Source organism: Kushneria halocnemicola (genome assembly GCF_965650455.1).
In the GTDB taxonomy this organism is placed as follows: Bacteria; Pseudomonadota; Gammaproteobacteria; order Pseudomonadales; family Halomonadaceae; genus Kushneria.
The window spans coordinates 445,154-459,151 of the sequence record NZ_OZ287968.1; the positions used below are offsets into that span (position 1 = coordinate 445,154).

The window sequence follows — 13,998 nt, forward strand, 5'->3', positions numbered from 1 at the left end:
GATTTCTCCGCCGACGAGTTGTGATAGTATCCTTCAACCGGGGGTTTCCCCCGGTTTTTTTGTGGCTGTCGTTTGTCGATAGCCGTGATGTGGTGCCTGTTCGGGTGCTGCCCGTGCCACCGTTTTTTTACTTCTGTCAGGGCATGTTCGATGACCATTGCTGATCGCTGGCTGCTGCCGGACGGTATGGATGAAGTGCTGCCGCCTCAGGCGCTGCGTATGGAGTCGCTGCGTCGCGGCCTGATGGATCTCTACTATCGCTGGGGTTACGACCTGGTCATGCCGCCGCCGGTAGAGTTTCTGGACTCCCTTCTTACCGGTGCCGGTACCGATCTTGATTTACAAACGTTCAAGCTGACCGACCAGTTGACCGGTCGCCTGATGGGTGCCAGTGCCGATGTAACGCCTCAGGTGGCCAGAATGGACGCCCACTCCCTGCGTCGTCAGGGCCCGGTTCGGCTGTGTTACTGCGCGCATGTGCTGCGCGCCAGGGCCGATGAGCATCAGGGTGGGCGCAGCCCGGTGCAGGCAGGCCTTGAGCTTTTCGGTCATGCCGGCATCGAGGCCGATATCGAAATCGTGAAGCTGGCGCTTGCGAGCCTGTCCTTTGCCGGTGCCAGTGATGTCCATCTTGCCATCGGCCACATCGGTATCTATCGGGCGCTCGCAGAAGAGGCCCGACTCGAGGCGGATGTCGAGTCACTGATTTTCGAGGCGCTGGAGCGCAAGGCGGTCTCGGAAGTGGATGCCCTGATCGAGCAGCACATTTCTGACATTGCGCTTGCCGCCATGTTCAAGCAGCTGCCGCGCCTGCATGGCAGCGCGGATGTTCTCGAGCGCGCCCGCAGGGTTTTTGCCAACGGGTCACAGGCCATTATCGAGGCGCTCGATCAGCTGAGTTCGCTGCAGAACGTATTGAGCGCGGCCCATGGTGACGTCACGCTTTACTTCGATCTGGCAGAGTTGCGCGGCTATCAGTACCACACGGGGCTGGTCTTTGCCGCCTACGTCCCGGGTTACGGTCAGGCGCTGGTCAAGGGCGGTCGCTACGACGATACCGGCCACGCTTTCGGGCGGCCGCGCCCGGCGACCGGCTGCTCCATGGATCTCAAGCAACTGGCAACCCTTTGTCAGCGCGCGCCTTCTCATGATGGTATCTGGGCACCCATGGAAGAAGATGCTGGCCTGCGCCAGCAAATTCATGCACTGCGTGATGCCGGTGAGCGGGTCGTTCAGCAGTTGCCGGGCCAGTCCACCGATGCACTGGCCCATTTCTGCGACCGTCAGCTTATTTACCGTGACGGCGCCTGGCAGGTTGAGCCGCTCGCCAACTGAATTAGACACCCGGTGTCTGCCTGTTCCGGGCAGGCCTTTGAATCAGAGATGAAACAATGGGCAAGAATGTCGTAGTACTGGGCACGCAGTGGGGCGATGAAGGCAAGGGCAAGGTCGTCGATCTGCTTACGGAATCGGCGTCCGCCGTGGTTCGCTTTCAGGGTGGCCACAACGCCGGTCATACGCTGGTCATCGATGGCAAAAAAACCATTTTGCGCCTGATTCCTTCAGGCATCCTGCGCCCCGATGTGACCTGTGTCATTGGCAATGGCGTCGTGCTCTCGCCGGAAGCGTTGCTCAGCGAAATGGCCGAGCTTGAAGAAAGCGGCGTGCCCGTGCGCGAAAGGCTGCGCCTGTCGCCGGCCTGCCCGCTGATCCTGCCGTATCACGTAGCTCTTGATGTGGCGCGTGAAAAGGCGCGTGGCGTGGCCAAGATCGGCACCACCGGCCGGGGTATCGGGCCGGCCTACGAAGACAAGGTGGCACGCCGTGGCCTGCGCCTTGGCGACATCCTGCATCGCGAGCGTTTTGCCAGCAAGCTCGGGGAAGTGCTCGACTATCACAACTTTGTACTGACCCGCTATCATGGCGAGCCTGCCGTGGATTTCCAGGAAGTGCTGGACCAGGCCATGGCCATGGCTGAAGAGCTGCGCCCGATGATCTGCGATACGGTCTCCTTTGTGCATGACCTGCGAAAGCAGGACAAGAACATCATGTTCGAGGGTGCCCAGGGGTCGCTTCTGGATATCGATCACGGCACTTACCCGTACGTGACCAGCTCCAATACCACGGCCGGCGGCACGGCCACCGGCTCCGGTGTGGGTCCGCTCTATCTGGATTACGTGCTGGGTATTACCAAGGCCTATACCACCCGTGTTGGTTCCGGCCCGTTCCCCACCGAGCTTTTCGACGAGTTTGGTCGCCATCTGGCCGAGCACGGTCATGAGTTTGGCTCCAACACCGGTCGTGCCCGTCGCTGCGGCTGGTTTGATGCCGTGGCGCTGCGTCATGCCGTGCAGATCAACTCGATCTCCGGGCTGTGCCTGACCAAGCTTGACGTGCTGGACGGTCTGGAAAACATCCGCGTGTGCGTCGGCTATCGCACCAAGGATGGCGAACTGATCGACAACCTGGTGGACAGCGAAGGCTATGAGGCGATCAGCCCGGAGTATCGTGATCTGCCGGGCTGGCGCGAATCCACGGTAGGGGCGCACTCCCTTGATGCTCTGCCAGCCAATGCGCGCGCCTACATCAGTTTCCTCGAAGAACAGATCGGTACGCCCATCGATATTATCTCGACAGGGCCGGATCGCGTGGAAACCATTGTTCTGCGCAATCCCTTCGATGACTGAGCCATAGTGCAGGCCGTTTCCGAATCCCTGATGATTCATCAGGGATTTTTAGTATCCGGCGGCTGCATCAGGGGACTTAGAGCCTGAAGCTATCATGCTGATTGGCAAGGAAGTGGGTTCACACTGCCTGTAATGAGGACTAAAATAGTACGCAATCAGTCAGGCAAGAGGCCGACATGCTGAAGCTGTCGAAAATGAGCGATTACGGAGCAGTGGTGATGGCGCAGATCTCGCGCCACCCCGACTGCTCGCATGCTGCTGCCGATATTGCCGATCGCGTCGGACTGCCTCGACCCACCGTCAGCAAGACACTCAAGCTCTTACTGCGTGCCGGGCTTTTGACATCGCAGCGGGGTGTTAATGGCGGTTATCGGCTGTCACGTAGCGCCAGTGCCATCACGGTGCGCGATATTATCACCGCCATTGATGGCCCTGTGGCCATGACAGAGTGCAGTCATGGTCATGGTGATTGCGATCTGATGTCCAGCTGTGGCGTGGCCAGCAACTGGCAGCGTGTGTCGCTGGCAGTACGTCAGCTGCTGGACAGTGTCACGCTGGCCGATCTGGCGCACGATGCGCCGATTAAACTGCCTGTACAACTGCCTATCCAGAGTGTGGCACTCGGTGAGGCACGTGGGATCTGACGGACCGCAGACGATACAACACGACGGTTCCGACCAACGACCGATGAGACGAACAGTACCCGTTTGAGGGGAGAGGATCATGGCAACCGAAGCAATGGAGCAGCTTACTCGTCGCGAGTACAAGCAGGGTTTCGTGACCGATATCGAAAGCGATACGGTTCCGCCCGGGCTCGACGAAAGCGTTATCGCCTTTATCTCGCAGAAAAAGGGCGAGCCACAGTGGATGCTGGACTGGCGTCTTGAGGCCTATCACCAGTGGCTCAAGATGACATCGCCTTCCTGGGCGCATCTTGACTATCCGCCGATCGATTATCAGGCCATCTCGTATTTCAGCGCGCCCAAAAAGCCGGAAGACCGTCCCCAGAGTCTGGACGAGGTCGACCCCAAGCTGCTGGAAACCTATGAGAAGCTGGGTATCCCGCTTCATGAGCGCGCCGCGCTTGCCGGCGTTGCGGTAGACGCAGTCTTTGATTCGGTCTCCGTGACCACGACCTTTCGGGAAAAGCTGGCCGAGGCCGGTGTTATCTTCTGCTCGATCTCGGAAGCCATCCGGGAGTATCCCGAGCTGGTACGCCAGTATCTGGGCACGGTCGTGCCGCAGGGGGACAACTACTTTGCCGCGCTCAACTCGGCGGTCTTCACCGATGGCTCGTTTGTCTATATTCCCGAGGGCGTCACCTGCCCGATGGAACTGTCGACCTACTTTCGCATCAATGCCGCCAATACCGGTCAGTTCGAACGTACGCTGATCGTGTGCGACAAGCGCGCCCAGGTTTCCTATCTGGAAGGCTGCACGGCGCCGCAGCGTGATGAAAACCAGCTGCATGCCGCTGTGGTCGAGCTGGTGGCACTGGAAGATGCCTATATCAAGTACTCTACCGTCCAGAACTGGTATCCGGGCGATGAAGACGGCAAGGGCGGCATTTATAACTTTGTGACCAAGCGCGGTGACTGCCGCGGCGACCGCTCGCGCATCAGCTGGACACAGGTTGAAACCGGCTCTGCCATCACCTGGAAATATCCGTCCTGTCTGCTGCGTGGCAACGAGAGCAAGGGCGAGTTCTATTCGGTGGCCGTGACCAACGGGCGTCAGCAGGCCGATACCGGCACCAAGATGATCCATATCGGCAAGAACACCTCGTCCACGATCGTCTCCAAGGGCATTGCTGCCGGCAAGAGCAATCAGTCCTATCGTGGACTGGTCAAGGTCTCGCCGCGTGCCACCGGCAGTCGCAACTTTACCCAGTGTGACTCGCTTTTGATCGGCGACAAGTGTGGCGCACACACCTTTCCCTATCAGGAAATCGGCAATAGCCGCTCCACCATCGAACACGAGGCAACGACCTCAAAGATCGGTGATGATCAGCTCTTTTACTGCAAAAGCCGCGGTATCTCGGAAGAAGACGCGGTCAGCATGATCGTCAACGGCTTTTGCAAGGACGTCTTTCAGGAGCTGCCGATGGAGTTTGCGGTAGAAGCCGAAGCACTGCTGAGCGTGACGCTTGAAGGCTCGGTCGGCTAATAGACACTTGATGCGGGCGGCCTTGATGGCTGCCCGTACCGGCAATTTTCGTGTAGCCGCCTGAGCGGCGCATCATTACAGAATCAGGGTTACAACATGCTCGAGATCAAGGATCTTCACGCGACGGTAGAAGGCAACGAAATCCTCAAGGGAATCACGTTGACCATCAATCCCGGTGAAGTACACGCCATCATGGGCCCGAACGGCGCGGGCAAGTCGACACTGTCAGCCGTGCTGGCCGGTCGCGATGGCTACGAGGTCACTCAGGGCACCATCACCTTTGATGGCAAGGACCTCATGGAGATGGAAGTCGAAGAGCGTGCGCAGGCAGGCCTTCTGATGGGCTTTCAGTATCCGGTCGAGATTCCGGGGGTCAAAAACATCTATCTGCTCAAGTCGGCGCTCAATGCCCAGCGCGCCGCCCAGGGGCTGGACGAGATGCCGGCGCCTGAATTCATGAAGCTGATCAAGGGAAAGATCGACTTCATGAAGATGGATTCGAGCTTTCTGCATCGTGCCGTTAACGAAGGGTTTTCGGGCGGCGAGAAAAAGCGCAACGAAATCCTGCAGATGCTGGTGCTTCAGCCGAAGCTGGCCCTGCTTGACGAGATCGACTCCGGTCTTGATATCGATGCCATGAAAGTCGTGGCCGAAGGGGTCAATTCGCTGCGTGACGAAAACCGCGCCATTTTGATGGTGACGCACTATCAGCGTCTTCTCGATCACATCACCCCTGATCAGGTCCATGTACTGATTGACGGACGTATTGCCAAGTCAGGTGATCGTCACCTGGCTGAAGAACTTGAAGCACGCGGTTATGAATGGGTTGTCGAGGAGCCTGCTGCATGAGCCTGCCTGAAACACTCATGACGCGTCTGCATGCAGCGCCTGCCGGTGAGGCCGAGTGGCTCACCGAAAAGCGCCGCGCAGGCGCCGCGCATTTTGAAACGGTCGGCTTTCCCACGCGCCGTGAAGAGGCGTGGAAATATACCGACATGTCGCGACTTTCCAGCATCGAGTTTGGGCAGGCTGATAGTGCCGAACTCGATCAGGCGCGCTTTGACGCGCTCAAGCTCGATATCGATGCCTGCCGGCTGGTATTTGTCGATGGCATGTTCAATGCTGAGCTCTCCGATCTCGATAAACTGCCTGAAGGCGTGGCCGTTACATCGCTGTCTCAGGCGCTGGAAAATGATCAGCACGCGGTCAGTGAACAGTTCGGTCGCATCACCGATATCGATTTCTCGGCCTTTACGGCGCTGAACACGGCGTTGACCGGAGAAGGGGCTGTCGTGACCATTGGCAAGGGTCAGGCCGTCGAAACACCGATCTATCTGCTGTTCATTTCGCGCAACAACGCCGCGCCTGTTATGAGCCATCCGCGCATTCTCGTGCGCTGTGGCAGCGAAAGTGAAGCCACCCTGATCGAGCATTACGCGGGTGAGCAGGGCGCGGCCAACCTCACCAATGTGGTTACCGAGATCGACATGTTGCCGGCATCCCGGCTGTCGCACTACAAGCTGCAGGAAGCGAGCCAGAGTGAGTATCACGTGGCCAGCCTCCAGGTGGATCAAAAGCGCGACACGAACTTCACCTCGCATAACCTGAATCTGGGTGGCGCGGTCGTACGCAATGATCTGATCAGCGACCTCAACGACGAAAACGCCACGGTGGATCTGCTGGGGCTCTTCTTCGGTCAGGATCGTCAGCACATCGACAATCACACCAAGGTCAACCACAACGCACCGCGCACGTATTCCAACGAGAACTACAAGGGTATTCTCGATGGCCGTGCCCGCGGGGTCTTCAATGGCCGGGTGTACATCAAGCGCGATGCGCAGCAGGTGCTGGGCTATCAGAACAATGCCAACCTGTTGCTTTCCGATCGTGCCGAGATCGACACCAAGCCGGAGCTTGAGATCTACGCCGACGATGTGCAGTGCTCTCATGGCACGACCACCGGTCAGCTGGATGAGAACGCCATCTTCGCCCTGCGTGCTCGCGGCATCGATGAGCAGATGGCACGCGGGCTGCTGACGCTGGCCTTTGCCAACGAGGTCATGGAGCGCATTCGCCACAGCGTGCTGACCGATCGTGTCGAGCGCGCGGTAGCGGGCAAGCTGCCTGACCGCTTTAATCTCGAAAGCCTGGTAGAAGATACTTCGCTATGAGCATGACCGACGAACTCACGCTGGATGTTCAGGCCCTGCGCGCGGAATTTCCCGTGCTGGGCCGCAAGGTGCACGGGGACAAGGCGCTGGTCTATTTTGACAATGCCGCCACAACCCAGACGCCAAAAGCCGTGCTGGATACCTGGGTGGATTATTTTGAGCGTTACAACGCCAATATCCATCGCGGGCTGCATCGCCTTGCCGATGAAGCCACGCAGGCCTATGAGCACAGCCGCGACACCGTGCGTGAGTTCGTCAATGCTGAAGATGTTCGCGAGATCATCTTTACGCGCGGGACCACCGAGGCCATCAATCTGGTCGCCCAGAGCTGGGGTCGAAGCCAGCTTGTTGAAGGCGACGAGATCCTGATCTCACGACTGGAGCACCACTCCAATATCGTGCCCTGGCAGATGCTGGCGCAGGAAAAGGGCCTGACCATCCGGATCATTCCGGTGAACGAGCGCGGTGAGCTGGATATGGCGGCCTATCGCGAGCTCTTTACTGACAAAACCCGTCTGGTCTGTGTGTCGCACGTGTCCAATGCGCTGGGAACGGTCAACCCGGTCGCCGAGATGGCGCGTGTCGCCCACGACCACAATGCCCGGATTCTGGTCGACGGCGCCCAGGCGGTGGCCCATACGCGTGTTGACGTTCAGGCGCTGGATGCCGATTTCTACGCTTTTTCGGGGCACAAGCTTTACGGGCCGACCGGCGTCGGCGTACTTTATGGCCGTCTTTCGCTGCTTGAGCGCATGCCGCCCTGGCAGGGTGGCGGCGAGATGATCAAGACCGTCAGCCTCGAGGACGGTACCCGTTTTGCCGAGCCGCCGCATCGGTTCGAGGCGGGCACGCCCGCAATCGCCGAGGTCATTGCGCTGGAACGTGCCATTCGCTGGGTGACCAATCTCCACTTCGATCTGCTGGAAGACTGGGAACAGCGTCTTTTGAAGCACGCCACCGAGCGCATGAAGGAAATCGATGGCATGCGCATTATCGGTGAAGCGCCGCACAAGGCGGCCGTAATCTCCTTTGTGGTAGAAGGGGCGCATTCGCAGGATATTGGTCTGCTGGTCGATCAGTTCGGCGTGGCCATACGCACCGGACACCACTGCGCGCAGCCCTTGATGCATCATTATGGCCTTGATGCGACCTGTCGGGCATCGTTTGCCGCTTACAACACGCTGGAAGAAATCGATTATTTCGTCGATTCTCTGCAGCGGGTCGTCACCATGGTGCGAGATTGAGCATGACCAGTGAGGGAGTTTGATGAGCGCGATCGCGTCTTTGCAAAAAGGGCAACAGCTACCGCTGCAACGCAGCGTTGAGGCCATTTCGATTCCCTTCGGCAAGCCGGTCTGGCTGGACGAGGATGAGACGGTTCAGGTCATGCAGGCACTCGGAACCTCGGTGTCGGTGCTTCACAAGGGCAACATGTTTCTGATTGAAGGCTTCAATCTGGATGCCTTTGGCATGGAGCCCATGGAAAGGCCGCATCTTGATGATGGCGCCACCGATCAGGAGCTGGAAGCCTTTGCCTGGGCGCAGCTTCGCACCTGCTTTGACCCGGAGATACCGGTTGATATCGTCGAGCTGGGGCTGGTCTATGGCTGTAAGATCACGACGTTGATTGATGGCCAGAAGATGGCGCAGATCAGGATGACGCTGACAGCACCCGGCTGTGGCATGGGTGAAGTCATCGCTGAAGATGCCAAGCACAAGATCATGGGGGCGGAGCAGATCAATCGCGTCAACGTTGAGCTGGTCTTTGATCCGCCATGGTCGCGCGAGATGATGAGTGACGAGGCAAGGCTTGCGCTCAATATGTTCTAGGTGTTGTCACCTGATGAAAAAACGCCTCGCAGACAGGATCTGCGAGGCGTTTTTTTATGGGTATTGCCCGGTAGGGGGCACTCGCTTAAGCTGGCAGACGGTCTGTTTTGGTGATCCCCTGGCAAATGAATAGATACATGGCAGGATTGCTCAAGGGCATGGCAATCGTGGGTGCCATGGCGTTGGTGCTGGTCGTTGTCGTAACGGTGAGCGCCAACTATTGGGTATGGCGAAAGACCCATGCCAGCATCACGCTTGAAAGCGGGCAGTGTGTCCATGAGCCGGTGGGGCTGGTCTTTGGGACATCCTATGGATTGCGCGGTGGCGGTGAGAACCCCTGGTATCGGGCCAGGCTGGATCTGGCCGCCAGTCTCTGGAAATCGGGGCAGGTGGATCACCTGCTGGTATCAGGTGACAACCATACGCGCTACTACAACGAACCCATCCGTATGTGGCGCGACCTTCGTCGACAGCAGATACCGGATGCGGCGATGACGCTGGACTACGCCGGCTTCAGCACCTTCGATACGCTGGCGCGCAGCCGGGATGTCTTTGGGGTCTCAAGCGTCACGCTGGTTTCCCAGCGCTGGCACCTGCCCAGGGCGGTGTTCATTGCTCGATATCTCGGCCTTGACGCCAGAGGGTGCGCCACGCGTGAGCGTTCGATGTTCGACGACCGCTGGATGTGGGCAAGAGAGGTGCTCGCTCGCGTACAGATCGTTATGGATCTCTACCTGTTTGATCGCCGCCCCTACTTTCTGGGACCGGGTATTGTGCTGCCAACCGACTCGGGCGACCCCGGCAGCATTATTCCCGTCTATCGGCGTGTGCCCATGCCGCTGCCCGTGGAGCATGCTCTCGAGGATCTGCGTGATACGCTCGAACCGCGACGTAGCGAGAGCCCGACACAGGGCTGGCGCGTCCTTTGATCGATGGGGTAATCAGCGCTTTTTCTGGTGCTGATACTGATGCAACACGCGAATGGTGGCGCGGCAGTTCTTCCACAGCCGTTCCATGACAGGCTCGATCTCTTCGGGCAGGGCATGGGTCATCATGGTGGAAAGCGCCTGCATGATGATGCGCTCCTGCTCGAGCAGTTCGTTGATCAACACGTGCTCATTGTTGACTACAAAACTCTTGAGCCGGCTCCACAGCCAGAGGTAATCATCGCGCTCGACGTCGGCATCACGAGGAAGAAGATCAAGATGGCGCCGGGCCTGCTGCTGCAGCAGACGCATGTCCTGACGGCGCTCTTCAAAGCAGGGAGTCAACGCCTCACGCATGTCATTACGCAGGCGGGCAACATTGTCCTGATAGTAGTCAAGGCTATCGGCCAGAGCCTCGAGCAGGCTATCCATCGCCGCCTGGCGATTATCGAGAAACATGAGGGACTATCTCCACTGATGCCAGAAAATGGGGAAGGCATTGAAATTCTAACGCGCTGAGGAAATTTCTAACATCCATCAGCAGGGATTTATCCAGGAAAATACCTGCTGATGATGTTGCGCGTGTGCAGGACAGGCAATGCCTTCAAGCCCTGTCAGCCCCTGGGGCGTGGCGGTGCCTTTTTTACCGGTGCTGCGTTGCGGGCAATGTGTTCGATAATCATGCCTGCCACGTCCTTTCCGGTGCTGGTCTCAATGCCCTGAAGCCCGGGGGATGAGTTTACTTCCATGATCACCGGCCCGTGATTGGAGCGCAGAAGATCAACGCCTGCCACCTGCAGCCCCATGGCCTTGGCCGCGCGAATGGCGGTAGAGCGCTCTTCGGGCGTGATGCGAATGCTGCTGGCGCTGCCTCCGCGGTGCAGGTTGGAGCGAAACTCGCCTTCAGCGGCCTGACGCTTCATGGCAGCGACCACCTTGTCACCGACCACAAAGCAGCGCAGGTCGGCACCGCGCGCTTCCTTGATGTACTCCTGCACCATGATATTGGCATTGAGCCCCATGAAGGCCTGGATCACGCTCTCTGCCGCCTGCTGGGTCTCTGCCAGCACGACACCGATGCCCTGAGTGCCTTCCAGCAGCTTGATGACCAGCGGCGCGCCCTTGACCATCTTGATCAGGTCAGGAATATCGTCGGGTGAATGGGCAAACCCGGTAATCGGCAGCCCCAGCCCCTTGCGCGACAAAAGCTGCAGCGAACGCAGCTTGTCCCGTGAGCGGGTGATGCCGACCGAGTCATTGAGCACATAGGTACCCATCATCTCGAACTGGCGCAGCACGGCGGTGCCGTAAAAGGTGACCGAGGCACCGATGCGTGGAATGACGGCATCAAAGGGCTCGAGCTGCTCGCCACGGTAGTGAATCGTTGGGTGGTGCGAGGCGATGTTCATGTAGCAGCGCAGCGTGTCGATCACACGCACCGTGTGTCCACGTTGCTCGGCGGCCTCGATCAGTCGCCTTGTGGAGTAAAGGTTGCGATTGCGGGACAACAGGGCGATATGCATGAGAAGTCCTTTGAGCAGGGCTCAGGGTGTGCCATGCAGGAAGGCGGTGCCCGGGGCAACCAGCACCCTTCTCATGGCACGACGTCCCAGCAGCATGGGATGTTTCATGGCAGCGCGATCAACCAGGGTCAGATCCAGTTCCTGGGTCAGTTCCCCCAGTTGCATGGTTGTGCGAATAACGTATCGCCAGCTGGCATGGCCATTGGAACTTCTGACCTTGCGACGGTCGCTGAGTGGCAGGGTGAAACGGCTTGTTTCCCGGGTGCCTTCACCGCTCCAGGTCCCGAAGCTGACCCACCACTGGCCATGCTGCTCGAAAGCATGAATATTGTCGGCATGCAGGGCAGAGGTCCTGGCGCCGGTATCGATCTTGCAGGCCAGACGTAGATCGAGTTCGGGCAGGGCCACCATTTCCCGACGACCCACGATGGCTCTTGGCGTATAGGGTAGCTCATCCATGCTGTTCTCTCTGTATCGCGTCGATCTGCTGGCACAGGGTTGAGCCGGGGCTTGCCTGTTTCATTGCCATGATCATGGGTAGACGAAGGCGCGGGATTCGCGTCAGGTCTCGAACCAGCACCCTGAAATCGTGCGCTTCAAGCTGCGAGATATTGTCAAGATAGTCGATGCAGCGGCGTTCATGTTCAAGATGATGCCAGCCGCGAGCGGCAATAATGGCAAATACCGTGGCATCTTCAGAATCATCGAGAAGGCGCTCCAGCCAGGCGCCTGCGCCATCAAGCGGGCTTGCCAGTATGGCGCCTGATATTGCCTGTCTGATCGAGTGATCGGTTCTTGCCTCGTATTGAGCGATCAGGGCATCGAGCAGTGCGCTGTGCTGTATGGGCGCATGGGCAAGGCCATCACACAGGGCGGCAAGGGCCTGGTCGGGGAGGGCGTCTATTCGGTTCGACAAGGCTGTTTCGTCGGCGTCTGATTTGCGGGTCACCAGATCGGCAATGCCCTGCAGTCCCAGATGCTGCCACATCTGCGGGCTGTCGCTTAGATAATAGGCTCGAGCGTCATCGTGATACCGGCTGGCAGGCAGCTCAAGGTCCGAAGAGATGCGTGCATGCAGCATCGATTTGGTGAGATCACCGGGTTGAAGAGCAATCGCCACATCCTTGAGGGTTTCTGCAGCACTGTCGAGCGCCACGGTGCCGTCGGGCGCACGCTGGAAGGTGCTCATCAGCTGTTCAAGGAAGTGATCGCGCGGGGCCGGTACCAGCATGGACTGCTCATCCAGCGGCAGGGCCAGACACCAGATGATGAGGTCGCACTCCGGAGCGGGCGTAAAGACCAGTGCGACCTGTGCCTGTGATTGCCACGGCTGTGACCATGCCAACTGCTGTGCTTCAAAGGCCCTGAAGTGCTCAATGGTGCAGGGCGTGACCCGACGCCCGAGATGATAGATTCGGGGTGTGATGTCGGCGTTCTCAAAAAGATCGACCAGTGTCGGCGTTAACATCAGGGCAGTTCCAGAAGGGTTCATGTCGGCGCGGCCGCGCAATGTATCGTGTTGATGCGCGGCGCGCCAGTTCAGGATCGTGCAAAAAATAAACAATTTTCTGAAGCCGGCGAATTAACGCCGCCAGAAAAAACTATCCCGATCTTATCCACACGTTCATGCAGGCGATCTGTGTAAAAGGGCGTGCTCGCCAGGATCGGCCCTGCATCAGGCCTTCATCATTTTATTCGCCGCTCAGGGCCCCCATAATGATTCCTATCAACCCTTCATGATCGGAACCCACCATGACGCAATACGAATCACTGGATGTTGCACTGACACGCCTTGAAGCTGCCATGCGCGCCGGCGATCTCTGGCAGAATCAGCCTCAGCCGACACCTTCCGACTTTGACAGCGAGCAACCCTTTTACGCCGATACCATGTCACTGGGCCAGTGGCTGCGCTTTGTCCTGATCCCCAAGTTGCGAAGCCTGATGGAGAGTGAGCAGGCACTGCCGGGCAGTGCCAATATCGCCCCGGCCGCCGAAATCTATCTTCAGGAAAGCAAAACCAGCGTTCGCCTGCCCATTCTTGAAGCGCTGTACGATGTGGACAACGTGCTGGTCAATGGAGAGCTGAGAGCACAGGAGGCGCAATGAGCGGCTGTGCCGTCGATAGCGATGTGGAGGTGCATTACTATTTTGCCTACGGCAGCAACATGAACGTTGCCAGAATGCAGGCCCGCGTCGGAGATACCCGATGCACGCTGTCGGCAACGCTCAAGGACTGGCGGCTTTACTTTGACAAGGCTTCGCGAATCGATGGCGTGGCGCATGCCAATGTCAGAAAAGAAGCGGGAGCGCATGTAGAAGGTGTGCTGTATGAGTTGAATCATCCGACTCAGATCAGACAGATGGACCCCTTTGAAGGACACCCGAGCGAATATTGCCGTCAGGTCGAAATGGTCGATACGGCGCATGGACTTCTGGCAGCGTGGGTTTACGTGGCCCTGCCCGACAAAACCGCATCAGATCGCGTCCCGGCAAGAGAGTACCTGACACATCTGCTGGCAGGAGAGCGCTTTCTCAGCCAGACCTATTTCGAGCGTTTGCGTCAGCAGCAATGTGTGGAAACATTGAGCGATGACGCGTTGCTGGCGCTTGGCATTGCCCGCAATACGCCTCGTTGATCTTTTCTGCAGCCTCCAGAATGACTGATACGAAAAAGGCCACCCGAAGGTGGCCTTTC

15 protein-coding genes are annotated in these 13,998 nt (G+C 58.5%); 11 read left to right on the plus strand and 4 right to left on the minus strand.

The window, feature by feature from the left end:
- The first annotated feature begins 150 nt into the window (after positions 1-150).
- The 9 genes from ACS92L_RS01865 to ACS92L_RS01905 all read left to right on the plus strand — a co-directional run bounded on the left by ACS92L_RS01865 (position 151) and on the right by ACS92L_RS01905 (position 9,783).
- Positions 151-1,335, plus strand: a complete 1,185-nt coding sequence (locus tag ACS92L_RS01865; protein ID WP_438766640.1) for an ATP phosphoribosyltransferase regulatory subunit — start codon at positions 151-153, stop codon at positions 1,333-1,335.
- A 56-nt stretch (positions 1,336-1,391) separates the two neighbouring features.
- The gene (locus ACS92L_RS01870) at positions 1,392-2,687 is read left to right on the plus strand and encodes an adenylosuccinate synthase (RefSeq protein WP_438766641.1); all 1,296 of its coding nucleotides are present in this window, start codon (positions 1,392-1,394) and stop codon (positions 2,685-2,687) included.
- Between the two features lie 176 nt (positions 2,688-2,863).
- On the plus strand, positions 2,864-3,331 hold the full coding sequence (locus tag ACS92L_RS01875; protein WP_438766642.1) for an SUF system Fe-S cluster assembly regulator: 468 nt from the start codon (positions 2,864-2,866) through the stop codon (positions 3,329-3,331).
- Positions 3,332-3,410: 79 nt separating this feature from the next.
- A complete protein-coding gene (gene sufB / locus ACS92L_RS01880; RefSeq protein WP_438766643.1) occupies positions 3,411-4,853 on the plus strand; it encodes a Fe-S cluster assembly protein SufB in 1,443 nt (480 codons plus the stop codon).
- 96 nt (positions 4,854-4,949) lie between these two features.
- Positions 4,950-5,702 (plus strand): Fe-S cluster assembly ATPase SufC, encoded by a 753-nt coding sequence (gene sufC, locus ACS92L_RS01885; RefSeq protein ID WP_438766644.1) that lies wholly within the window; start codon positions 4,950-4,952, stop codon positions 5,700-5,702.
- On the plus strand, positions 5,699-7,024 hold the full coding sequence (sufD, locus tag ACS92L_RS01890) for a Fe-S cluster assembly protein SufD (RefSeq protein ID WP_438766645.1): 1,326 nt from the start codon (positions 5,699-5,701) through the stop codon (positions 7,022-7,024). The genes sufC and sufD overlap by 4 nt, the downstream gene beginning before the upstream one ends.
- Positions 7,021-8,268, plus strand: coding sequence for an aminotransferase class V-fold PLP-dependent enzyme (locus ACS92L_RS01895; protein ID WP_438766646.1), 1,248 nt, complete (start codon positions 7,021-7,023; stop codon positions 8,266-8,268). The genes sufD and ACS92L_RS01895 overlap by 4 nt, the downstream gene beginning before the upstream one ends.
- 22 nt (positions 8,269-8,290) lie before the next feature.
- Complete coding sequence (gene sufT, locus ACS92L_RS01900; RefSeq protein ID WP_438766648.1) at positions 8,291-8,854, plus strand: putative Fe-S cluster assembly protein SufT; 564 nt, start codon at positions 8,291-8,293, stop codon at positions 8,852-8,854.
- Positions 8,855-8,991: 137 nt separating this feature from the next.
- A complete protein-coding gene (locus tag ACS92L_RS01905; protein ID WP_438766649.1) occupies positions 8,992-9,783 on the plus strand; it encodes a SanA/YdcF family protein in 792 nt (263 codons plus the stop codon).
- A gap of 12 nt (positions 9,784-9,795) precedes the next feature.
- Here ACS92L_RS01905 and ACS92L_RS01910 read toward each other — a convergent pair whose 3' ends face one another.
- The 4 genes from ACS92L_RS01910 to ACS92L_RS01925 form a co-directional block, all read right to left on the minus strand.
- Positions 9,796-10,239, minus strand: a complete 444-nt coding sequence (locus tag ACS92L_RS01910) for a hypothetical protein (RefSeq protein WP_438766650.1) — start codon at positions 10,237-10,239, stop codon at positions 9,796-9,798.
- A 155-nt stretch (positions 10,240-10,394) separates the two neighbouring features.
- Positions 10,395-11,303: a 30S ribosomal protein S6--L-glutamate ligase gene (gene rimK / locus ACS92L_RS01915; RefSeq protein ID WP_438766651.1), complete on the minus strand. Its 909-nt coding sequence runs from the start codon at positions 11,301-11,303 to the stop codon at positions 10,395-10,397.
- Positions 11,304-11,324: 21 nt separating this feature from the next.
- Positions 11,325-11,762: an ATP-dependent zinc protease family protein gene (locus ACS92L_RS01920; protein WP_438766652.1), complete on the minus strand. Its 438-nt coding sequence runs from the start codon at positions 11,760-11,762 to the stop codon at positions 11,325-11,327.
- A complete protein-coding gene (locus ACS92L_RS01925; RefSeq protein WP_438766653.1) occupies positions 11,755-12,771 on the minus strand; it encodes a DUF3549 family protein in 1,017 nt (338 codons plus the stop codon). Before ACS92L_RS01925 ends, ACS92L_RS01920 begins: the two co-directional genes overlap by 8 nt.
- A 284-nt stretch (positions 12,772-13,055) precedes the next feature.
- Between ACS92L_RS01925 and ACS92L_RS01930 the strand changes: the two genes are divergently transcribed.
- Entirely contained in the window at positions 13,056-13,409 is a 354-nt protein-coding gene (locus ACS92L_RS01930) for a YqcC family protein (protein ID WP_438766654.1), read from the plus strand.
- On the plus strand, positions 13,406-13,939 hold the full coding sequence (locus tag ACS92L_RS01935) for a gamma-glutamylcyclotransferase family protein (protein ID WP_438766655.1): 534 nt from the start codon (positions 13,406-13,408) through the stop codon (positions 13,937-13,939). Before ACS92L_RS01930 ends, ACS92L_RS01935 begins: the two co-directional genes overlap by 4 nt.
- The last annotated feature ends 59 nt before the right edge of the window (positions 13,940-13,998 follow it).

What these genes read in the sequence shown, in the direction of transcription:
- ACS92L_RS01865 (WP_438766640.1), top strand. Translation starts at nt 151, where the DNA reads ATGACCATTGCTGATCGCTGGCTGCTGCCGGACGGTATGGATGAAGTG.
- ACS92L_RS01870 (WP_438766641.1), top strand. Translation starts at nt 1,392, where the DNA reads ATGGGCAAGAATGTCGTAGTACTGGGCACGCAGTGGGGCGATGAAGGC.
- ACS92L_RS01875 (WP_438766642.1), top strand. Translation starts at nt 2,864, where the DNA reads ATGCTGAAGCTGTCGAAAATGAGCGATTACGGAGCAGTGGTGATGGCG.
- sufB (WP_438766643.1), top strand. Translation starts at nt 3,411, where the DNA reads ATGGCAACCGAAGCAATGGAGCAGCTTACTCGTCGCGAGTACAAGCAG.
- sufC (WP_438766644.1), top strand. Translation starts at nt 4,950, where the DNA reads ATGCTCGAGATCAAGGATCTTCACGCGACGGTAGAAGGCAACGAAATC.
- sufD (WP_438766645.1), top strand. Translation starts at nt 5,699, where the DNA reads ATGAGCCTGCCTGAAACACTCATGACGCGTCTGCATGCAGCGCCTGCC.
- ACS92L_RS01895 (WP_438766646.1), top strand. Translation starts at nt 7,021, where the DNA reads ATGAGCATGACCGACGAACTCACGCTGGATGTTCAGGCCCTGCGCGCG.
- sufT (WP_438766648.1), top strand. Translation starts at nt 8,291, where the DNA reads ATGAGCGCGATCGCGTCTTTGCAAAAAGGGCAACAGCTACCGCTGCAA.
- ACS92L_RS01905 (WP_438766649.1), top strand. Translation starts at nt 8,992, where the DNA reads ATGGCAGGATTGCTCAAGGGCATGGCAATCGTGGGTGCCATGGCGTTG.
- ACS92L_RS01910 (WP_438766650.1), bottom strand. Translation starts at nt 10,239, where the DNA reads ATGTTTCTCGATAATCGCCAGGCGGCGATGGATAGCCTGCTCGAGGCT.
- rimK (WP_438766651.1), bottom strand. Translation starts at nt 11,303, where the DNA reads ATGCATATCGCCCTGTTGTCCCGCAATCGCAACCTTTACTCCACAAGG.
- ACS92L_RS01920 (WP_438766652.1), bottom strand. Translation starts at nt 11,762, where the DNA reads ATGGATGAGCTACCCTATACGCCAAGAGCCATCGTGGGTCGTCGGGAA.
- ACS92L_RS01925 (WP_438766653.1), bottom strand. Translation starts at nt 12,771, where the DNA reads ATGTTAACGCCGACACTGGTCGATCTTTTTGAGAACGCCGACATCACA.
- ACS92L_RS01930 (WP_438766654.1), top strand. Translation starts at nt 13,056, where the DNA reads ATGACGCAATACGAATCACTGGATGTTGCACTGACACGCCTTGAAGCT.
- ACS92L_RS01935 (WP_438766655.1), top strand. Translation starts at nt 13,406, where the DNA reads ATGAGCGGCTGTGCCGTCGATAGCGATGTGGAGGTGCATTACTATTTT.